This is a genomic window from Actinopolymorpha sp. B17G11 (assembly GCF_040196095.1).
Lineage (GTDB): Bacteria > Actinomycetota > Actinomycetes > Propionibacteriales > Actinopolymorphaceae > Thermasporomyces.
The window spans coordinates 101,551-121,451 of sequence record NZ_JBEFTW010000019.1; the positions used below are offsets into that span (position 1 = coordinate 101,551).

Sequence of the window (19,901 nt, forward strand, 5' to 3'; positions counted from 1 at the left end):
GTTCGGGTGGCCGCACGGACGGGCCGGTGGATCAGCGGTCGCGGCCCGCAAGCAGCGCGTCGAGTTCCGCCTGGCTGACCGCGATCTGCTCGCCAGAGAGCATCCCCTGAGCGATGAGCCGGTTCCTGATCTCTGGGTTCGGGATCCAGACCGCGCCCGTCCAGAGGACGACGTAGCGGGCCGGGTCGCCCTCGACGTAGTACTGGGGGAGGGGTCCGAACCCCATGGCGTCTCCTGGCACCGGCACCGGATCAGGCTCCGGTTCGGGGTCTGGCTTCGGCTCAGGTTTGGGTGCCGGATTGGGGTCCGGCTTGGGTTTGGATGGCGCCGTGTACTTCGGGTTCGGCACCTTCAACCGCTCCCATGACGCCTCACCCGGCCAGCCGTTCGCGTCTCCTCCGGTGTATCCGAGCTTGCGCTGCCACGCCGCGTACGAAGCCTTGTCGACGTCCGTCCACTGCGGTCCAGGCCCGGACTTGTACCGTCCGCAGCCCTCCGCGACGAGTCGTTTGCCCATCGCCGTGACCACCGAGTTGCTCGGCTCGGACCGGAACCACGACGCGCCAGGGAACGGCACATGCCGCTCGCTGGCCGGAAGCGACAGCTTCGGCGCCTTGGCTGGTGGCTTGTATGCGGGCGGGCTGGCCTTGAACGAGATGTGCACGTGGTTGGCGTGCGAAACCCCCGGGTACGCCGTCCACTTGCCGTAGGCGTAGCCGGACGGGTTGATCGACTGGATGAGCTGGTCGTAGATCACGTACTCGACGCCGAGGCGCTCCCGGTTCGCCCACACGTACAGTGCGACGTTCTTGCACCAGCCCTTCCGGATCGCGCCAGGGTTGTTGACGCCTCCGCCGAGGGAGTACGACATGACGTCCAGGGCGCGGCCGGCGGCGTGGTGCCCAGTCGGGCCGTTGCCCCAGGCGAAGTGGATCTCGTACTTGGCGGCCAGTTCCTCGAACACCTGCTTTGTGTGGTTGCGGGTGTCGCCGAGGCTGGTCTGCAGCTTCACTCTGCGCGCCATCACGGCTCCCCGTGGTCGTGGGCGTCGTCGCCGTCGTCGCCCGGGTGGGGGAGGATGCCGCCGGGTTCGCTGCCCGGGTCGAGCTCGTACTCCTCCTCGTCCGGCTCGACACCGGACAGGTCGTCCGGCTGGGTTGTGGGTTCGTCGGTCATTGCGCGGTGGTTCCTCTCATAAGGAGGCAGGCGGCCTCGCCCGCATCGGATTCGTAGGTGGTGCCGTCGGTGTAGGTGGTGCGTGCGACGCAGTTGCCGGACTCGTCGCGCACGAAGTCGGGGCCGCTCTGGATGCCGCGTCCATCCCGACCGTCCCGACCGTCCGCGCCGTCCGCGCCGTCCGCGCCGTCTTCGCCGGCAGGGCCGGGCGGACCCTGGCAGCCGCCGCGCTCGGCGCAGTACGCCGCCAGCCGGGCGTCGATCTGCTCATCCGTGGGACCCGGGCCCGGCGGACCGGTGTCCCCGGGCTCACCCGGCCGGCCCGGCTCACCCGGCTCACCCGCCTCACCACGGTCTCCCTGGTCGCCCTTCGCCCCGCGGCACGCATCGCCGGAGCAGACCGCCGCGACCACATCCCGGACCACTGGCCGGATGTCCGCCGCAGTCGGCGTCGACCCGTCCCTTGGCCTCGGCACCTGGGAAGCGGCGACCCGCGCCACACTCGCGATCTGCGCGGGCGTCAGTTCCAGCCGCCGATCGTCGAGCTCGTCGGCGACAATCGAACGAACCTCCGCCGCACTCACCCCTCCGGAGCGCGGCGGAGGTGGGGCAGGGGCAGGAGTGACAACCGGCTCCGCACCGAGCGCGCGGACCTGCTCGGACAGCTGCTCCGCCGCCACCGCCTGCTTGTCGCGGGCCGCGTCGGCACGGTCGGCCCGGTCCTCGAGTCGCACGTTCGCGGACTGCAAGTCCTCGACCTGCGTGTAGATCCGGGCCACGCCATAGCCGAGGGATGCGACAGCGACCGCCACAGCGGCGACCGCGGTCGCAGTGATCTTCCAGGTGGCAGGCCGCAGCCGCTCACGGATCCGACGGGGACTCATGGCGCCGCCTTCTTCTCATCAGGGTCGATCCCGTGCGCTGCCAGAAGCTCCCGAAGCCGGTAGTTCTCGCGAAGGTCGGACTCGCGGCGGACGCGGAGTTGGTTGAGGTCTGCGTCACGCTGCTCCCGAAGCTGTTGAACCTCCTGCCGCACACGCTCCAGCTCGGAGCGGAGCGTGGCGATCTCGTTGGCTTTCTCCTTCTCCGCCGCTTCGGCCCGCTTCTCCGCGTCCTCGCGGCGACGCTTCTCGCCCTCCAGGTCGATCTGCCGGCCCTCCTTCCAAGTGCGGACGGCGTACAGCGCGATGCCTGCAGCTGTGACGAGTCCGGCAGAGGGGGCGAGCAGCGCATCCGTGGTGGGCACTGTGGGGGCGACCGCAGCAGTCAGGGCGGTCATCAGCCCGATCACTCCTGCCGCCGCGGGATGGGCCGGAGCAGCAGCACCCGCAGCAGATGCAGAGCCGAGAGAGTCAGGAACGTGCCCGTGCCGCGCCACCCGTCCCCGAGGCTCGCGGCGGCCTGGCCGAGTGCGATGGCCAGGGTCAGATAGACGATGCCGAGGAGGCCGTGACCGATCCAGACGGCGATGTGGCGCTGCAGCGAGAGACCGGCGCCGAGGAGTGTCCCGGCGACGAGGAAGGCGAGCCCCCACATATCCAGGGGCGCCAGTGCCACGACGTAGCGCAGCGCCGGACCGCCAACAGGATCGCCGAGAACATAGTCCAGGCCCCTGGTTGCGGCGACCAAAGCCAGCAGCCAAGCAAGGAAGCGGGTCGCCCACGAGGGCATGCCCGGGTCGGACAGCTTGGTTGCAAGGAGCACCCGCCAGCCCCGGGTGGGGATGGAGGGTCGACGCGCCCACCCACTAATGCCATGCGTGGCCAAGCCGACCCTCCTCCGCGAACCCCACCGCGGAAGGCACGGTGTCCGACTTGGACGGCTTACGTCGCGGGCTAGACGTCCTGAGCCGCGGCGCGTTCACGGTGCAGCCTGGCTTCCTTCGCTGCCGCTAGCGCGCCTCCGGCGTCATCCATCGGCGCGGACGAAGCGGCCGCCGCACGCATCGCCTTCGCCTTCGCCTGCCGCGCCGTCGTGACCGCCCGAACTTTCACCACCTCGTCACGCAGGACATCCACGTTCTCGGCATCGACCCGCATCTTGGACCGCAGGAACGCCTGCATGTCGCCCTTGGACTTGTGCACGTCAAACGACACCTCGTGGCGTCGCCGGACCGCAGCGATCCTGCCGCGCTTCTTCTGCCTCGCGGCGGGCTCGACCTCCGAGTACGGGTCGATCGGCTCGGCCTCGTCGTCTGTGTCGAGCCACTCGAGCAGCACCATCTCCAGCAGCTCGTCCTGGTCGTCGATGCCGTACTCGGCTGCGCGGGCCTCGAACGTGTACGCCGGGAACAGGTAGGTGAACACGCCCCGGTCGGTGTCGAGCAGGAGCCGCCAGCAGTTCACCCCAGCGACAACGACCTGCTCAGCATCCAGCACCTTGACCACTGTCGACCTCCTACGTGAACGGCCGGAAGGCGAGCCACGAGAACGTGTAGTTGACGCTGACGATCGACCCGTCCGTGTTGGTGACAGAGCAGGTGAAGCTAGTCGAGGACCGGGCGGTGATCAGCCAGTTCACGTGGTCGATTTGGCCGCGGAACGGCATCGTGAGGACCGCCGGGACCGGCGCGGCCATGGTTCGCCCATAGCCGACGACGAACCCGGTCGTGTTCACCTGGTGGGGCTCCAGCCCGCCCCACATCATCTGGTTCGACCAGTGCGGCCAGCGGGCGATATCTCCCACCAAATGGAACTCGTCGCGGTAGCCGCGCATGAACGACCCGGCGGGTTCGAGGCTCGTACGGTTCACCCGGCCGATCTGCCACCGGTCGTCCGCGAGCAGAACGGTCATGCCGTCGCCGTCGCCGAGGACCGACCCATTCAAACCGAGCGCCGGTGCCCCCAGCACACCGTCGTAGGAGTTGATGAACGCATACCTTGTGTTCTCGTCGGTCGGGTAGAACCGCATCTCTGCGAAACCGGTGTTTCCCGGGTTCATCACCAGCCGACGGGCGGGGTAGATGCCGGTGCTCATCTCGCCGACGACGGAAACCGCACCGGTCGGGGCGTCCATCCGCACCGTCTGCCGGCCGGTCGCGTCCCACATGAACACTCCGAGCGGTGACGCCTCCACCCGGGACACCCCACCGGTTGTCGTGGTGCCGACGACGGGTCGGATCTCCACCAGGTCCCAGTACCAGTTGCCGGTGGATGCGCCGTTGGACATGTCGACCCGCACGGACATCTGGCCGGCGCCTGCCGGTGCGACGACGTTCCCCTCAATCTTGGTCCAGTTGTTGCCTACGGAGAACTGTGCGGTCGCGGCGATCGAGGATGAGAGGGCGCTGCCGTCGGGGTCGTTCCAGACCGCGAGAAGCTGGGACCGGCCGTTGGTGCCCGTCGTCTTCACGAAGACCGACAGGTAGTACCGCTCGCCCCTGGTCACGGGGACCTCGGCGAGGATGAACCCAGCAGTCGACCCGGTGGGGGTGCCCTTCAGCCGCCACGAGCCGTCGTAGGAGCCGGTGCTGGTCTCCCACAGCCACGGGCCACTGGCCGGGAACCGTGCACGGTAGCCGGCCCCTTCAAACGAAGGCTCAGGATGCAGGTTCAGCGTCGTACCGAACCGCAGCCGGTCGGCTGTGATCGTGCCCGCTTCGATCTTGTCAGCGCTGACGGCGCTGGCCGCCAGCTTCTCCGTGGTGATGGAACCGGCCTGGATTTTGTCGGCCGTGACGGCATTCGCAGCAAGGTGACCTGTCTGGATCGACAGTGCCTGGATGAGACCGCCGGTGATCGTGTTGGCGACGATCGCGTCCGACGCGACGATCGTGCCGGGGACGATGTTCGCACCAGTGATGATCTCGCCGATGATGTCGGTGTCGACCAGGGGGACGATGACGGCGGAGGCCTCCGCCGACGGCAGGGACCTGTTGCCGACGTTGTCGACCGCGATCAGCCGCACGTAGTAGGTGGTGTTGTAGTCGAGCTCGGTCAGCACCGCCGATCCTGGCGCACCTGTGATGCTGTCCATCTTGGTGGTCGCCGACGTGGTGAAATCCGGTGTCTGGGAGACGTGCACTTCGAGGTGGGCGAGGTCGCGGGGCATGACCGCGCCGTCCTCGTCGAACCCGTCCCACGTGACCCGCAGGGTGCCAAGCCGCGCCTCCAGCAGCGGCATCGACGGGATCGGTGGCGGGCCGGCGTCGACAGGCAGCGTGATCAGCGGGGAGAACCCGAACGCGCCCGCATTGCCGGCGGCGTCGAACGCCCGGACGCGGGCCTGGAACCGCTGACCCTGCGGCAACCCTTCGAACACCACGTCCAGGCCGGTGGTGGTCGTCTCGCCAACCCAGAACTGGGACCGGTCGGGTAGCCGGTAGGAGACGCGGTAGTTGCCGAAGTCGTCGTAGACGGTCCCGTCGGCGTTGGATGTGACAGCGTTCCACGTCACCTCTGCCAGCACGCTCGAACGGCCGTCCAGACCGGTGTAGATGGCTGCGGTCTGCGCGACCCCGGTCGGTGCGGCGGGGGGCTCGGTGTCTGGGCGTGGCTTGTTCGGCGGGCCGACACCCGTGTTGGAGATCGTGCCGTGGACGACTCCTTCGATCTTCCTCGCCAGCCGAAGCGACGACTCAAGGAACCGGTCGTTACAGCCGATGTTCGCGTCGACCGCGCCGTCGCGGTTCAGGGTCACGGTCATCTGCCGCACACGCAGCGGCTCGTAGCCGGTGCCGACGCTGGTCGGGGCGTAGTCGGAGCGGATCTTGTCGCCGACCTTGAAGTCGCTGTACGGCTGTGGGCAGGTGTCGTGATCGAGTTGAAGGTCGAAGTCGTAGCCGACCGCCGGTCGGGACGCCAGGGCCAGGGCGTTGTCGCCAGCGGCGTTGAGGGTGGCGGTCTTGGTGGCGTTGCCCCAGCCGAGGTAGCCGAGGCGTGGCCCGTAGCGGCTGCGTGCCTCCGGGTCGTGGCGGACGACGTTCGCCCCACCCTCGCCGACCACGAGGATGTCGGTCCGCAGTTCCTTCCGTGACCGCTTCCTGGGGGCCTTCGTGATGTGTGCCCGCCGCAGGTATACGTTCGGCTTGTCGGTCGCGAGTGCCGTGCCGGGGTTCCACATGTCCAGCCACAGCCCGTCGCCCTGGTCCGGGTCGGCACGCATCCGGATGTCGCAGACGCCCTGGGCGGCGAGGTCCTTTGCGACCGTGAGCAGGTCTTTGCCGGCGTCGTAGATGATGTCCATCTGCTTCGCCCACGGCTGACCGGCAGAGTCGAAGTCGGCGTCGAAGTTGGTCCACACGTTCGGCAGGTAGCCGAGCGCCTTCGCGCGGCCGATGAGCGTGCGCATGATGTGGCCGGGGCTGTCGTCGACGAACCCGGCGATGGCCGGCTTCGCGCCGATACCGCCAGCGGGGGTGATCACCGCCCGCGCGAGTGCCGCCAGTGCTCCCGGGCCGGCGACCGTGATCTCACGTGCCGGGCCGGCGGCGTCCGCCGGGTCGTCCTCGTCGTCCTCGAACAGGAACCGGAACACCTCGTACCCGTCGACCGAGACCGCGATTTGGCCGTCGTCGATGCTCGTGAGCAGGCTGGCGCCTGGGCTGGCGGCCGAGTAGCGCAGCGTGCCGGCGCCTTCCTCGTTGAGGACCTCCTGTATGGACACCTCGCCGACCAGCGGTAGGTGGGACAGGAAGTTGCCAGCCTCGTCGAAGAGGCGGACGCTCACGTTCGGCAAGGGTGGGGCTCCTCACACCTGGTATGCGCGGCGGCCGACGATCCGAAGTGTCGCGTTGTGGTCGGCTAGCGTCGCGGTCACCTGGATGCGCGGCGCGGTTGTCGCGTTGTCGGGCGGGATCACCTCGAACATGTACGGGCCGGTGTAGCGCCACCGGTCGAGGTTCGGCCCGGTCACGCTGTCGGTGGCTGCGTTGACGGTGAGGGTGGCGCCGACGTCGAGGGATGAGTCGTAGCGGAACCAGCCGCCGGTGTCGGGGCATGTGAGCTGCACGTTCGTGGCCATGCCGGTGATCGTGGCGCGCAGCGCAGTGAGGGGTGCCGATGAGCCGGTGAAGCCTGGCAGGTCCACCATGCGGTTGACCGCTGCCGTGGTGCCGGGGGAGAGGTAGATCAGGCCGGTGTTCGTGTCCGTGGTGTCCTGCCACACGCCCGAGGGGACGAGCACGTCGATCTGGGCGCGTACGCCGAGCTGCCCGATCGGCGTCGGTGAGATCCGGCCGGTGACCTCTCCGTAGCATTCGCGGACGCCGCCGTCGGTGAGGTGCCGCTCGAACCGGACCAGCCTGTGCCGCTTCACCGCATGCCGCAGCAGCCGCTCCCAGTTCTCGTCGACCTCTGGCCGGGTGTCTCCGGCCATCCACAGCCGAAGGGTGAACTGGCCGGCGCCGAGACGCTTTGGCACCCATATCTGCCCGTCCCGCTGCGGCACCGCAACGTTCGACCCCTCCAGGGGAGGGGAGCCGTAGAGGCCGTCGAACGTTTCCAGGTCGTGGACGAGCCGGTCGGTGACCTCAAGGTCGTCGATGAACCAGCGTTCCCGCGGATCTGCCATGCCCGTCTCCTACGTCGCACCGAACAGGCCGAACTCGGCGATCCTCGGCAGCTTCTTCGCCGCGGACTCGGACGCCGGCTCCGGGGTCGGGTTGTAGATGCGGATAGCGCCGTCCTGGAACGTCACGCCACGGTCGACGGCTTGCGTCGGCGTGAACGTCTGCCGCCGTTCGGTGTCCTTCCACATCGCCATCGGGTCCGTTGCCCGTGTCGGCTCGGCGACCAGCCCAGTGATTCGCCGCATCGCGCCGACCAGCTGCCCCTGCTCGGCCAGGATCCCGTCGGTGAGCATGCCGACGAGGTTGGCGCCAGCCTTGTCGAGCGGGAACCGGCGCAGCGGCCCTTCCTTGGCGGGGGAGAACGGCCAGTACGCCCGCACCTTGTCCGCCGCCCGCGACATGGTGGCGCCGATCTCGCTGATCTTCGACGTGATGCCGTCGATCAGGCCGTCGATGACGCTCTTGCCGGCGTTCTTCAGCCAGCCTCCCGCGCTGCGGAAAAAGCCGAGGACCCGGTCCTTGAGCCTGGTCGCCACGCGGACCGCGGCGTCGACCTTCTCCTGCACGGCGTCGACGAGCTGCTGGAAGAAGGCGCGGACCCGGCCTGGCAGTGCCTTCAGGCTCTCGATCGCGCGCTTGATGTTGGCTACGCCGTTGTCGAACCGGGTCTTCATGTTGGCGACCTGGCTCGCCACGAAGCTGACGATCTTGGCTAGGACGCCGCGCAGGAAATTGACGATCCCGTTGAAAATTTGGGACGTCTTGGCCTTGATCTTGTCCCAGTTCCGGATGATGAACATGACCGCGAGACCGACCGGTCCGGTCAGGATCGCGAGTAGCAGCGGCCAGTTCGTCTTCACCCAGTTGATCACCTTGGAGACGGCGCCGGACACGACCGACCACACCTTGTTCCAAAGTGCGGTCACGAACGGGCCGATCTTCGACCAGTTCGCGATGATCAGCGCGACGATCGCAATGATGGCGGCGATCACCCAGCCGACAGGGCCCAGCGCGATGAACCACGCCGCCGCCATCCGGGCGGCCTGGATGAGCGCCTGGGCACCCATCAGCACCCAGCCGGCGACGATCCTGGCCGCGTTCCGCGCCGACGCCGCAGCCTGCTTCGCCCCCTCCGCCACCACGACCGCAGTCATCCGGGCCATACCTGCGACCGCGCGAGCCTGGGCTGCCGCCCATGTTCCGATGCTGGCGGCCTTGATCTTCGCCTGGTTCCCCACCCACGACGCGGCTTGACGCGCACCGTGCGCGGCGACTGCAGCCGTCATACGGGCCATGCCCGCGATCGCCCGCGCGGAGTCCGCCGCCCAAGACACGGCAACCGTCCCGACCATGCGGGCCATGCCGGAGACATTGCGGCCAACCTTCGCCGCCGTGCTGCCCACCTTGCTTGTAGCCGATGCCCCCCAGGTCCCCAGCGCGGTTACCCCGGCGCCGAGAGCCTTCTTGGTGCCGTCGAGCATCCGGGAGAAGAAGCCGACCTTCTTGCCGGACTTGTCGGCAGCCCCTCCAACACCCCCGAGTGCTGTCTCCTTCTTCGCATCGGCGACCATCTCCGCACCGAGGGCGACCTTCGACCCGTCGACCGCCTTCGTGAACTTGTCGACTCCCCGCGCAGCCGCGTCCGCGCCCTTGGTCGCACCCTTGCCGAACAGGCCGCCGACACCGCCGATGCCCTTCGCCAGCGCAGCCTTGATCCTCGGCCCCATCGCGGCCGCGGCCGGAATCAGGCCGCCGAACAAGCTCGCAGCGAGCCCACCGCCACCGCCACCGCCGGCCTTGTGCTTGCCGCCCTTCCCGCCAAGGAGGAGCCCGCCGATCCCGCCGGCCAGCTTCCCAATCCCGATCAGGTTGAAGATGCCCTTCGCGGCCTTGAACGCCAGCAGGGCGCCGAGGAGCTGACCGAGAGCCTTCACAATCTCCGGGTTGTCCTCAGCGAACTTCCCGAACGGCTCAAGCAGCGCCTTGTCGATGATGGTGATGAACGTGCCAAGCGGGCCGCCCACCTCCGCCAGGTGCTGCAGGGCGTCCGCGAGCGAACTGAGCGCGTCGATGACCTCCGGCCCCATGTTCTCGGCGAGCGTGGTGAGGAAGTTCTCCAGCGCCGGGATCACGTCGTCCCGGAGCTGCTGGATCATCGGGGCGAGGTTCTCGTTCGTCGACATCCGGCCGAGCGCCTTGCCGACATCGCCGATCAGCCCGACGAGCTGGAGGAAGCCGGGCATGGCGTCCTCGTACCACTGCTTCAGCGCCTTCTGACCCTTGGGCGAGTTCGCCCACTGGTCGAACCGGGCGAGGGATGCCTCCATCTTGTCCAGGAGCTTCTGCCCCTGCTCGGTGCCGGCGCGGAACACCCCGAACAGGCCACCGCCGAGGTTCTTGATGATCCGCCACAGCTGTCCGGCGGTGTCCCCAGCGCGGTCGAGGAATGCGGCGAACCGGCCGGACTCACGGCCGGCATGGGAGATGTTGCGGATCCATGCGCCGAGCCGCTCAGTGGCCTGCCCGATACGGCGGAGGAACGGCTGGGAGGCGACGACGATGTCGACGAACGCCACACCGACGTCACCCAACGCCTTCCCGAACGACTCGAGCAGCCGGTTATTGCCGGACAGGATCGTGCGGAAGTCTGCGCGGAACACTGGCGTACGCACGAAGTCGCCGAAGTTGTCGACAACCTCGCCGACGACCTTGGATGTGCCGGCCAGCCCCCGTTCCAGGTCTGGCAGCAGGGCTGCCGCGACGGGTTTGATCTGCCGGGCGAGCGGCTCGAACAGCGGCTCCTGCACCGCCTTCTTGAACGACTGCCACTCGTCCCGCAGCGACACCGCCCGTTTGACGAACAGCTGCGCCGACGGCGACAGCTTGTCCATCGCAGCCTTGAGTTTCTGCAGGTCCGCCTCGGTGACCTCCAGGCCCTGCGCCTGCTTCTCCGCAATCGAGATTGACTCTTTGAAGGCATCGCCGACGCCGGACATCGCGATCTTGACGCCCACGGCGCCCTGGATGATGGCGGCCAGGATGCCGGGGATGCCGCCGAGGATGCCGACAGAAGGCGCGGCGGCCGCACTCAACGCCCCGAGCCCCGCCGCCAGGGAACCGATGGCGGCGATCGCGGGCTGGACCAGGGGCAGGATCGCGGCCATGGCCAGCCCACGTAGGCCCGCCATGACGCCTCTGAGGCGCATGGTGATCGGAATGTTGATTGGCGCCTTCTGCACCGCCGCCTGCGCGCGCAGCCGCTCCAGCAGAACGTCCCGCAGCAGCCGGCCACCCTGACCCTTGACTGGCACCTCGACCGGGTTGGCCTGGGCGACCGCCTGCCCCTTGGCAGACTCGGCGACAACGTTGTCGGCGACCTCGCCCTTCGTGCCGAGCGGGATGGTCAGCCTCTTGGCGAGCCGCTCCAACAGGCCACTGATGTTGGATTGGGCCTGGTCCTCGTCGACCTCGACCTCGACCTTGGCCTTGACACCGGCCGCGGCCCTCTCGACGGCACGCTCGAGCTCCTGCCGAAGCCCCTTCTCGTCGACGACCGCTTCGATCTTCGCCTGCACACCTTCGGCAGCGGCCTCGACCTTCCGCTTCAGTTCGCGGGCGAACCCAGACAGGTCGGCTACGACTGGGACTTCAAGTTCGCCGGCCTTCTCAGCCATGGCGCACCTGCCCCCGTCGCTGCGCGGCCGCGACCATGTCGCGGAAGCCCATCCGGCGGCCGCCGGGCTTGGCGGAGGAGCCGCTTATGGATTTCGGCCTCGGAAGCTCACGCGGCTTCTTCCGCCTGCGTTCAGCGGCCAGCACCGATATCTCCTCCACCACCTGCGCGAGTAGCTCCTGGGTGTGTCCCCAGACCGGCTCGGTGGGGTCCGACCGTTTGGTGCGGGCCTCCTCTGGCAGCCCTTCGAGGAGGACCCAGCATCGGCGTACGCCTATGAACTCTTGGTGCGTCGGGTGCCGCCAGACGCCGCGGGCGTCGATTTGGTACCAGCGGGCAAAGTCGGCTTCGACGTCGCTCCACCGCTCTCGGAGAGTCCGAGCGACGCGAAGGCTTCCCCCAGGCTCACCCCGTACTCCTTGACGAGCCCCTGGATGAGGCGGCCGTACGCCGGGATGGATGGCTTTGAGTCGAGGAACGCCTGCCACTGGCTGGCGTCTCCGTTCGCGGTGAACAGCGCTTCGAGGCCGGCCCGGATCGCGTCGACGAGTCCTCTCGGCAGGTTCGGCCGGGCCAGAAGGACCTGCAGCATGTCTTCGCCTGCCACCTCGGCGTCCGCGCGGGCGCCGAGGATCGCCTTCATCACTCCAACGAGGTCGAGTTCGTCGGCCAGGAAGGGGGCGAACACGTCGGCTGGGAGTTCGGCCGGCAGCTGGTATGTGACGCCTCTGTAGCGGACGACAACGCCTTCGTCCTTGGCTTCGCGCTGTGGCGCGTCCATCTCGATGACTGTGCCCACGTGTGGGGTTCCTTCCTTGTGCGGGGGTCGCACGCGGGAAGGTACGGAGCGCGGGTGTCTAAGGTCGCGCCGTCAGTCGTCGGGACGGCTGTCGAGCTGAGAGGCGCCACTATCCGCCTCGAAACGGATAATTCGGCTAAACCGGATTAAACGCTTCGTCGTCCGTGAGGAGGTACCACGGATCGGTGCCGTCGCCGCCCAAAACCGCGAGGCGCAGCGCGAGGCGACCCTCCTGCGCCTTCTGCAGTTCGAGCTCGACACCCTCGACCTGCATGGCGCGGGGGAAGACGAACCGGTAGTGCTTCGCCCCGTCGATGACCTCGATGACGGCGGCCTTCTCGGTCCGGTCGCCGACCTTCGGCGGCGTGAACTTGTAGTTGATCGGCGGGCCGGTGATGGTGGTGATTTCGCCGCCGCCGTAGACCGACTGGAAGTTCGCCGCATTCCACTGCTGCAGGTCACACTCGATCGCCGCCGCGTCCGAGGTCTGGAACCGGCGCGTCGGGTAGTCAGACTGCGCCGAGGTGACTTCCTCGAACTCCGGCTCGGTGTTGAAAGCCAGGGAGTCGGGCGTCGTCAGGCCGACGTTCACCCACGGCGCAGCAAGGGCAGTAGTCGCGTCGGCGGGTGCCGTGGAACCCACAGCCGCGAGATAGACGTACGTCCTCGATGGGACGACGATTTCGGACGGGGTGATGGTCACGTGCGCTCCCGTTGATCGCAACCGGGCTTCGGTCGCGGCAAAGGCAACACGTGCAGACGCCTTAGTGTCGCCCGCTGGATCTCAGGCCATCGCCTGCGGAGGATGCAGCGTCAGGAAGCACGACACGATCCACCGGTGCTGCCCGTTCGCCAGCGGAGACCAGGCGAGTGTCCCGTTCGGGTCCACCGCAGACACGACAGGCACACCGGCCGGTGCGTCGCCACGGTCCGCCAATTCCACAAGGGCAGACGCCGCGAGCATCGTGAGCCGCCACAACGCTGCCTTGCCCGGCCGGCCGTCGGGATCGCCGTACACCTCAAGGGTGACCTCCTGCCGGGTGTTCCACCGCATGTCGCCGAGATCACCGCCGGGGCCGGTCGTGACGACGAGTCGCGGCCACGGCGCCTCCATCACGCCGGAGACGCCGCCGAACTCGCCGGCCAGCGTCGGATTCCCCTGTAGCCAGGCGAGCGCTAACGCGACCGCGTCGGCGTCGGCGAGGACACCTGGCGCCATCGCTCAGCCCTGGATCTTGCCGTAGAACTGGGCGGCGAGGTTCCGGCCTTGCTGGGCGGGGAGGGTGACAGTCTCGCCCGGTGCGTGGTTCTCGCCGGCATCGTCGGTCCAGTGGTGCGCCAGGAGCAGCTTGACCTCGTCGACCTGCGCAGCGGGCTTGGTCTGGTCGGGCGTGATCGCCTTGTTCTCGAGCTTGTCCGGCTTGCTGTCTGCGGTAGCCATGGCCCGGAAGGTAGGCGTCAGCCGTGGTTAGCGTCGTCCTCTCGATGCTGCCGCCGCACGGGCCGCACCGGTCCCCATGAACCGCATGCCGTACGAGGTGTTGCCGTCCGGGTATGTCGTGCCGAACTCGGCATCGACGCACAGGTGCGCGTCGCACAGGACCCGGGCCTTCACGACGGGCCCTTCGACGTTCGGCTGCCCGGCCTTGATGTGCCGGGCGACGCCCTGCTGATCCCACACAACCCAGCACCGGCAGTGGATGATGTTTACGTAGGCCTTGGAGCTGTAGTCCTTCGGCCGCATCATGTAGGTGCGTTCGCCGACGCCGCGGTGTTCCCGGTCCCACGGATGGCTGGGCAGGTCGAACCGCAGGTTCGCTGGCACCCGCTGCCTGTCTGTCTGGCGGTGTTCCTTGCGGACGAGCGCGTCCCGCATCGTCGTCCACTCCTTGACCGGTGGCGCCAGCTTCCGCGCCTCGGTCTCGACCTTCTTCGCGACGTCCCCAATGTTCGGGGCGACCATGCGGGCGACGATCTCATTCAGTCCGTTGCGTTCCTTGAACCGGGCCATCACGGCACCTCCGGCGGTTCGAGGGTCGCAACGATGGCGATGTAGTCGGCGTCGGGGTGCCGGGGAACGGTGTTGATCCGCGCCGAGGCCACGACCCAGGTGCGGGCGCCGTCGGTGATGCGGTCGCCTGGTTCGACCGGCCACGCCCGGGTGTCGAGCCGCAACGTGTAGGACAGGTCGGGCTGTTCGCGGGCGGCTCCGGGCCATGGGCCACGCAGCTCTGCCGGCTCCTCCGGCGCGACTGGATGACCGTGGGAGTCTCGAAGCCACGGATGATCTTTCGTCGCGACGCTCAGGCTGAGGTCGGCGAGGAGGACGGCCACAGCTGCACGATGCCTGGAGGGGCTGCCTTGTGTCTCAGGGGATCAGCCCGTACGCCTGCAGGGTGGCCTTGAGGCTGTTCACGAGGGTCTGCGCCGAAGCAAGGTCGGTCGCGTTCGCGGGCGTGGACGTCGGCCGTGAGGCGGGGGTCTCGCCGAAGAACCCGATCTTGCGGGTCGTGGCGGCGGTGCTGTGGAACTGAACCTCGTAGGAGTCGAACCGGGTCTTCATGCCGACAGAGCCGACGATCTCGGCGTTCGATGCCTGCGGGGCGTGGTTGAAGCCGAGCAGCCCGGTCGCGGTGGAGTGCACCCAGATTCCGCGGTACAGCTTCGATGTGGCGGACTTGCCGCCGAGGACACCCACGTTGCCGTCCACCAGGACGTCGGTGTTGTCGGCGTCGCGGAGGTAGATCGCGGCCGGTGTTCCACCCGTCGGGTGCCACGGGTCCACCACCAAGTTGCCGTTGATGACCAGACCATGGTTCGTGTGGTAGGCGAGGACCCCGTAATTGGACGGCTCGAGCACGGTGTTCCCGGAGATCACCACACCGTGCGTGTAGTAGACCATGATCCCGCCACCAGCGGTCGCACCCGACAAGCCGTGACCGTGGACGTAGTTGTTCGAGATGACACCGGTCGCCCCGTCGACGAGCGCCCCCGCCCCGGTCCCGGCGCCAACCAGCTTGATCCCAACCTCGCGGCTGCCGTCGCTGACGCCGGAGACGACGACGTTCCCGGTGCAGATGATTCCCTTCGGGGCGTACGTCTCCACGTTGTTCTCGTTGCCGCCAGCGACGCAGGCGATCCCCGTCCGGCAGCCGTGCACGTAGTTGTCGCTGATCGTCAGGTTGACCCCGCCGTGGGTGTCGATGCCCTCGTGTTCGACGTTCAGCACGTGGTTGCGTGACACGAGGCCGCCTTCGGAGAGCGGCTCGGCGGCGATGGTGACGTTCTCGATCCGGTTGACGGTGATGCCGTAGCAGTCGACGTTCGTCCCGGTCAGGTGAACGTCGTCGATTATGTTGTCGATGACCTTGAACCTGTTCACCGAGAACATGTGCACGCCCGCATAGCCGAGGTCGGTCAGGGTGCAGCCCTTCACGGTGAACCGTTCCGCGAGGCGCGCGGACACGCCGAAAGACCATCCCGAGGCGGTGACGTCTTCCACCAGGACGCCTGTGACGCGGGTCGTGGTGTTTGTGCCTGCGAGGTGGATCGCTCGGCACTGCCCGCCGTAGTTCACGGCACCGGGGCCGGTCATCCGGACGTTCCGGATCGACGAGCCCGACGCCGCCGGGGTCAGGATGATCGCCTCAAGGTTGGTCGCTGTCTGGACGATCTCCCCGCCGGACAGGTGCAGCTTCTTGGAAATCGTCAGGGTTCCGTTGATCTTGCAGGTGACACCTTCGGGGATGACGACCCTTGTCCCGGCGGGGGCTGCGGTCAGCACGGCCTGCAGAGCGGCGGTGTCGACCGCCACACCGTCACCGATGACGCCGTGGTCGAGGACGTTCCACACCTGGACGTCCTTGTCGACCTTCGACGCCAGCGCTTCGATGTCGGCCTCGTCGTGGCTGTGCACCACCGGAGCGGCGCCGGCATCTGCCGGGCTGTGCGTGTGGACGGCGGGAGCCGCCCCGACCTCCCCAGGCGTGGTGGGAATGGTCGGGGAGTCCGTCAGGTCCGCGAACGCACCAGACGTTGCGACCGCCGCCAGGGACGCCAGGTCAGCCTTCGCCGCGAGTGTCGTGTCGAGCCCGACCACATCGGCGGTCGGGTGGGAGTGAGGGGACGGCGGGAACGTCGGCGGCTTGTCGACGATCGAGTCCCACACCGGAATCTCCGCAGGTCCACCACCGGTCCACACCCCCCGCTCCGCGTCGTAGATGAGCTGCTGCCCACCGAACGGGGGAGTGGACAAGTCCACGTCCGTCAGGGCGGCCAACACGTACACCCTGCCCAGGCCGCCGGTCGACGACCCGGTAACCAGATCGGTGAGGTCGACCGTCGGCTTGCCGGTGCCGGGGTCTATCGGGACGTCACTCGGCGCCGGGACACCGGTCAGGGTGTCGGACACATCCCCGGTGATCGTGACGGTGTACGTCCAGTCGTACGGGTCAAGATCCTGGTCATCGGAGGAGAGGACCTCGATCGACCAGTCACCAGTGCCAGGGTCAGACGAGGCAGTGATGGCCGTGTTGTAGAGGGTCACCTTGTCAGTGCGAGCGAGGATCCGGTTCGGCTCGGGCTTGAACTGGACGGTGACCGACAGCGGGTCACCCGTCGTGTCGAGGAATCGGCCTCGGATGACAGTGGAGCTTGCACTGGGAGGCAACGACATGGCACCGAACAATGCCGCCCGTGGTGGCCTTGCGTCGCCCAGTGGTTACGCCAGGGCGCCGACCTCGAGACGGTAGATCCTCCGGACGGCAAGGAGACCGCTGGCCAGCTGGTAGACGGCGAAGTCGCTTCCCAACTCGTGCCGCAGGCTCATAGACGACCCGGCCGAGAAGGCTGCCGCCGCACGTACGTCGACGTGAGCAGCAGCCGCCAGATTCGACACTTGGGCAAGGGGCAGGTGCCCGAAGTGGATGACCTTTGGCACCCCGACCATGCCGGACTCCGCCGACCACGAGACAGCGGCGCGGGCCTCCACGTGTCCCGTGAGCGCCATACTGGACGCAGCCGACAGAGGAAGAATGCCGATGGCGCCTATGTCGGCGGGGACGAGCAGCATGGCTGGCTCGGCGGACAGGTCCAGGGCGCCGTGCACGAGCCGCCGGCCCACGGCTGTCAGGCTGGAATCGGCTGACCAGGACGCGGCACTGTAGAGGCCAAGGTGCCCGGCCAACCCGAGCGACGACGCAGCGGAGAGCGCGGCCGCGGCCTTCACCTCGGCCCTGCCAGAAGCAGCCATCGCCGCGTCCGCCGAGAACGCAGCCGCGCCAGTCACCTCGGGTGGCGTGTAGTCGACGAGGGCCCACATCGAGCTGACTCGGATCTCGGTCGTGCCGCTCACTTGCGCCTGCACACCGATCTGTGCCGAGTCGAGCGTGGACAGGGTCCAGGCGGCGCTGTTCTGCGGATTCTGGTACGCGACAACCTTGTAGGTTCTCGGGTGGACCGTGGTGTGGGTGACGTAGTTTCCCGCAGCGCCGTCGGAGTTCAACCGGTTCGTCGAGGCGGCGCTGGCAAGGACTGTGCCGCCTGACTGCCCCTTGACTCGAAGCAGAACATCCCGTGCCGTTGATGCGGCCGTGCCCCCGGAGCCCGCCGCGCCGCGGACTCCTACCGCCACGAGGTTGACCGCCGATCCGGTTGGGATTCCGGCGGCCGATGCGTTGAGGAGCTGGTAGTCGTCGAGCGGCTGGACTGAGGTCCGTTTCAGGTGCGTGGTGTTGTCGTCCGGGATGACTTCATCGACCTGCTGCCAGTTCGTGGACGTCCCGGCGGTCCCGTCACTCTTCTGCCAGGTATTTGAGTCGCCGACACCGTTCGGGACGAGGTGCACGATCCGGCCGTTCCCGGGCCACGAGTTCTGGAACGTCCCCGAGGCGTCATTGATCGCGCAGTCGTCAACATGCAGGTCGCAGGTGACGTTGTGCTGGACACCCCACCGCGGGTAGCGGCCTCCACCCGCGCCGATGGAGCCTGCGGTCATCGAGTCCCACTGGACGCCGTTCAACCGCCCGACCAGCGTGTCGGTGGTGTCGTCGTACTCCATCTCGACCCGGTACCAGATGCCGAGCTGTAGGGGTGCGGAGTTGAACGCAGGGTCCGATCGGCCGTCGGCGCCAGCCAGGAAGAGGGTGCCGTCAGTGTCGACGCTGACTCCCCACCATGACCCGGCGGTACCTACGGTGGATGGGGAGTTCGACCAGGCGAGGATCGCCGTGGATCCGGACGGGTAGGTGTTCAGTCGGAAGTAGCCGCGCAGGAACACGTGCGCGTTCGCGTCCGCTGCGCTGTTGGCGGGCAGGGTGATCGAGGTCAGTGACCCCGATGCCTGACAGCGCAGGGACGCGGCACCGGAGTGGCGTACGCCGGTGTCGATCGTCGGGGAGCCGTTGACGTTGACGAACTCGACGCCCGCGGCGGCGGATTGAAGCTCGAATCCGCACGACCAAAGGCGAGCCATCAGCCGAGGGACAGGTCCAGGTCACCCGCGGCTATCACGAAGTCGTCACCGAGGTTCACCGTCTTGTTCGCGGCGAGCGGCCCCCACCACACCCTGACAGGGGTGCCGGCCGAATCCCACAGTTCGCCACCGACGACAGTGCACGCCGGCATGTTCGTGAAGCGGATCTCGGCGGTGTTGGTGGTACCGGCCGCGTTCAGGTTGGCGTCCTGCGGCGAGTACGCCGAACCTCCAGCGTTAGCGACCTGCGTGCCGGCAGCGGAGTCGGAGCCGCTCGCCGTGACCAGCCGAAGCATGAGCGGCGCCGTGGGCCTGGTCGGCGCCGTGCCCTCCCCGGAGAGCCACGCCAGAGCCAAGGCTTCAGCGGTGTCGGTCAGGTTGTCAGCCACGTTCGGCTCCTTCGTTGTGCGTACGCATCAGGGGGTTCCTCCGGGTGGGAGCCCGGTCAGCCCGTTAGGCCCCAGGTACAGATCGCCGTCGACCATCCCCGCCGGCACGAGTGGTGTCGCGGGGAGCGTCTCGATCCACGTCACGTGCTGCGCGGCTGGTCGAGCCGGCCAGGCGCCCCCGGTTGCGCGGGGGACGGCGAGGGCATCCGTCGCCTCCGCTTTCGCCGCGAGCGCTGTGTCGAGCCCCGTCACCTCAGAGGTGGCGTGTGTGTGCGCAGATGGCGGGAACGTCGCCGGCTTGTCGGTCAGGTCGTCCCACGACGACACCCCGGACGAGTCGCCCGGCTTCCAACTGCTCGTGAGGTCGTCGTAGACGAGTGCCTGCCCACCCACGGGCGCGGCGGTGGTGACGTCAACGTCGGCGAGCCCAGCCAGCCGGTACGCCACACCAGTCCCGGACGAGGACGATCCCAGCGTGAGCTCGGTGATGTCGACAGTCGGCCTCCCCGACCCGGGATCGACCGGCGCATCCTTCGGAGCCGGAACGCCGGTGATCGTGTCGCTCACCAGCGGCCCTTTGACCGTGAGGGTGTACGTCCAACCGGTCGGGTCCAGGTCCGGATCGTCGGAGGAAAGGACTTCGAGCTCCCAGGCGCCGGTCGCAGGGTCGGTGTCCACCGAGACCGGTGTGCGGTACATCGTCGTGTCGTCGACCTTCACCACGATCCGCTCCGGCACAGGCGTCAACGTGATCGTGGCCGACAGAGGGTTGCCGGCCACGTCGAGGATTCGGCCCTGTATGACGGTGCTACTGGCGCTCGCGGGGAGCGGCATGCGTGGGTCCCTTCACGCCGTGGACTGGCCGAACAATGCCGCCCGCAGTC

General features: G+C 68.1%; 19 protein-coding genes. All 19 read right to left on the bottom strand.

Features of this window, described 5'->3' with window-relative positions; genetic code table 11:
* Positions 1-31 precede the first annotated feature (31 nt).
* Positions 32-1,024 carry a peptidoglycan-binding protein gene (locus ABN028_RS19985; protein WP_349697669.1) on the bottom strand — a complete coding sequence of 331 codons (993 nt, stop codon included), beginning with the start codon at positions 1,022-1,024 and terminating at the stop codon, positions 32-34.
* Complete coding sequence (locus ABN028_RS19990) at positions 1,024-1,176, bottom strand: hypothetical protein (RefSeq protein ID WP_349697670.1); 153 nt, start codon at positions 1,174-1,176, stop codon at positions 1,024-1,026. Before ABN028_RS19990 ends, ABN028_RS19985 begins: the two co-directional genes overlap by 1 nt.
* Complete coding sequence (locus tag ABN028_RS19995; RefSeq protein ID WP_349697671.1) at positions 1,173-2,060, bottom strand: hypothetical protein; 888 nt, start codon at positions 2,058-2,060, stop codon at positions 1,173-1,175. The genes ABN028_RS19990 and ABN028_RS19995 overlap by 4 nt, the downstream gene beginning before the upstream one ends.
* Positions 2,057-2,455 carry a DUF874 domain-containing protein gene (locus ABN028_RS20000; protein ID WP_349697672.1) on the bottom strand — a complete coding sequence of 133 codons (399 nt, stop codon included), beginning with the start codon at positions 2,453-2,455 and terminating at the stop codon, positions 2,057-2,059. The genes ABN028_RS19995 and ABN028_RS20000 overlap by 4 nt, the downstream gene beginning before the upstream one ends.
* 8 nt (positions 2,456-2,463) lie before the next feature.
* A complete protein-coding gene (locus ABN028_RS20005) occupies positions 2,464-2,943 on the bottom strand; it encodes a hypothetical protein (protein ID WP_349697673.1) in 480 nt (159 codons plus the stop codon).
* A gap of 68 nt (positions 2,944-3,011) precedes the next feature.
* The gene (locus ABN028_RS20010) at positions 3,012-3,563 is read right to left on the bottom strand and encodes a hypothetical protein (RefSeq protein WP_349697674.1); all 552 of its coding nucleotides are present in this window, start codon (positions 3,561-3,563) and stop codon (positions 3,012-3,014) included.
* 10 nt (positions 3,564-3,573) lie between these two features.
* The gene (locus ABN028_RS20015) at positions 3,574-6,843 is read right to left on the bottom strand and encodes a phage tail protein (RefSeq protein ID WP_349697675.1); all 3,270 of its coding nucleotides are present in this window, start codon (positions 6,841-6,843) and stop codon (positions 3,574-3,576) included.
* A gap of 21 nt (positions 6,844-6,864) precedes the next feature.
* Positions 6,865-7,686, bottom strand: a complete 822-nt coding sequence (locus ABN028_RS20020) for a phage tail family protein (RefSeq protein ID WP_349697676.1) — start codon at positions 7,684-7,686, stop codon at positions 6,865-6,867.
* 9 nt (positions 7,687-7,695) lie between these two features.
* Positions 7,696-11,358 carry a hypothetical protein gene (locus ABN028_RS20025; protein ID WP_349697677.1) on the bottom strand — a complete coding sequence of 1,221 codons (3,663 nt, stop codon included), beginning with the start codon at positions 11,356-11,358 and terminating at the stop codon, positions 7,696-7,698.
* A 273-nt stretch (positions 11,359-11,631) separates the two neighbouring features.
* A complete protein-coding gene (locus tag ABN028_RS20030) occupies positions 11,632-12,156 on the bottom strand; it encodes a hypothetical protein (RefSeq protein WP_349697678.1) in 525 nt (174 codons plus the stop codon).
* Between the two features lie 136 nt (positions 12,157-12,292).
* Positions 12,293-12,859 carry a phage tail tube protein gene (locus ABN028_RS20035; RefSeq protein ID WP_349697679.1) on the bottom strand — a complete coding sequence of 189 codons (567 nt, stop codon included), beginning with the start codon at positions 12,857-12,859 and terminating at the stop codon, positions 12,293-12,295.
* Positions 12,860-12,940: 81 nt separating this feature from the next.
* Positions 12,941-13,375, bottom strand: coding sequence for a hypothetical protein (locus ABN028_RS20040; protein ID WP_349697680.1), 435 nt, complete (start codon positions 13,373-13,375; stop codon positions 12,941-12,943).
* 3 nt (positions 13,376-13,378) lie between these two features.
* Complete coding sequence (locus ABN028_RS20045; RefSeq protein ID WP_349697681.1) at positions 13,379-13,597, bottom strand: hypothetical protein; 219 nt, start codon at positions 13,595-13,597, stop codon at positions 13,379-13,381.
* Positions 13,598-13,624: 27 nt separating this feature from the next.
* Positions 13,625-14,167 carry a hypothetical protein gene (locus ABN028_RS20050; RefSeq protein WP_349697682.1) on the bottom strand — a complete coding sequence of 181 codons (543 nt, stop codon included), beginning with the start codon at positions 14,165-14,167 and terminating at the stop codon, positions 13,625-13,627.
* A complete protein-coding gene (locus ABN028_RS20055) occupies positions 14,167-14,490 on the bottom strand; it encodes a hypothetical protein (RefSeq protein WP_349697683.1) in 324 nt (107 codons plus the stop codon). Before ABN028_RS20055 ends, ABN028_RS20050 begins: the two co-directional genes overlap by 1 nt.
* A gap of 34 nt (positions 14,491-14,524) precedes the next feature.
* Positions 14,525-16,831 carry a right-handed parallel beta-helix repeat-containing protein gene (locus ABN028_RS20060; protein WP_349697684.1) on the bottom strand — a complete coding sequence of 769 codons (2,307 nt, stop codon included), beginning with the start codon at positions 16,829-16,831 and terminating at the stop codon, positions 14,525-14,527.
* Between the two features lie 45 nt (positions 16,832-16,876).
* On the bottom strand, positions 16,877-18,628 hold the full coding sequence (locus ABN028_RS20065; RefSeq protein ID WP_349697685.1) for a hypothetical protein: 1,752 nt from the start codon (positions 18,626-18,628) through the stop codon (positions 16,877-16,879).
* A complete protein-coding gene (locus tag ABN028_RS20070; protein ID WP_349697686.1) occupies positions 18,628-19,017 on the bottom strand; it encodes a phage tail fiber protein in 390 nt (129 codons plus the stop codon). Before ABN028_RS20070 ends, ABN028_RS20065 begins: the two co-directional genes overlap by 1 nt.
* A 27-nt stretch (positions 19,018-19,044) precedes the next feature.
* Complete coding sequence (locus ABN028_RS20075; RefSeq protein ID WP_349697687.1) at positions 19,045-19,851, bottom strand: hypothetical protein; 807 nt, start codon at positions 19,849-19,851, stop codon at positions 19,045-19,047.
* Between the last annotated feature and the right edge of the window lie 50 nt (positions 19,852-19,901).

Bases quoted from the DNA above. Each gene is read 5' to 3' on its own strand.
- ABN028_RS20020 (WP_349697676.1), bottom strand. From the start codon at position 7,686: ATGGCAGATCCGCGGGAACGCTGGTTCATCGACGACCTTGAGGTCACC.
- ABN028_RS20060 (WP_349697684.1), bottom strand. From the start codon at position 16,831: ATGTCGTTGCCTCCCAGTGCAAGCTCCACTGTCATCCGAGGCCGATTC.
- ABN028_RS20000 (WP_349697672.1), bottom strand. From the start codon at position 2,455: ATGACCGCCCTGACTGCTGCGGTCGCCCCCACAGTGCCCACCACGGAT.
- ABN028_RS19995 (WP_349697671.1), bottom strand. From the start codon at position 2,060: ATGAGTCCCCGTCGGATCCGTGAGCGGCTGCGGCCTGCCACCTGGAAG.
- ABN028_RS20050 (WP_349697682.1), bottom strand. From the start codon at position 14,167: ATGGCCCGGTTCAAGGAACGCAACGGACTGAATGAGATCGTCGCCCGC.
- ABN028_RS20045 (WP_349697681.1), bottom strand. From the start codon at position 13,597: ATGGCTACCGCAGACAGCAAGCCGGACAAGCTCGAGAACAAGGCGATC.
- ABN028_RS20065 (WP_349697685.1), bottom strand. From the start codon at position 18,628: ATGGCTCGCCTTTGGTCGTGCGGATTCGAGCTTCAATCCGCCGCCGCG.
- ABN028_RS20040 (WP_349697680.1), bottom strand. From the start codon at position 13,375: ATGGCGCCAGGTGTCCTCGCCGACGCCGACGCGGTCGCGTTAGCGCTC.
- ABN028_RS19990 (WP_349697670.1), bottom strand. From the start codon at position 1,176: ATGACCGACGAACCCACAACCCAGCCGGACGACCTGTCCGGTGTCGAG.
- ABN028_RS20075 (WP_349697687.1), bottom strand. From the start codon at position 19,851: ATGCCGCTCCCCGCGAGCGCCAGTAGCACCGTCATACAGGGCCGAATC.
- ABN028_RS19985 (WP_349697669.1), bottom strand. From the start codon at position 1,024: ATGGCGCGCAGAGTGAAGCTGCAGACCAGCCTCGGCGACACCCGCAAC.
- ABN028_RS20025 (WP_349697677.1), bottom strand. From the start codon at position 11,358: ATGGCTGAGAAGGCCGGCGAACTTGAAGTCCCAGTCGTAGCCGACCTG.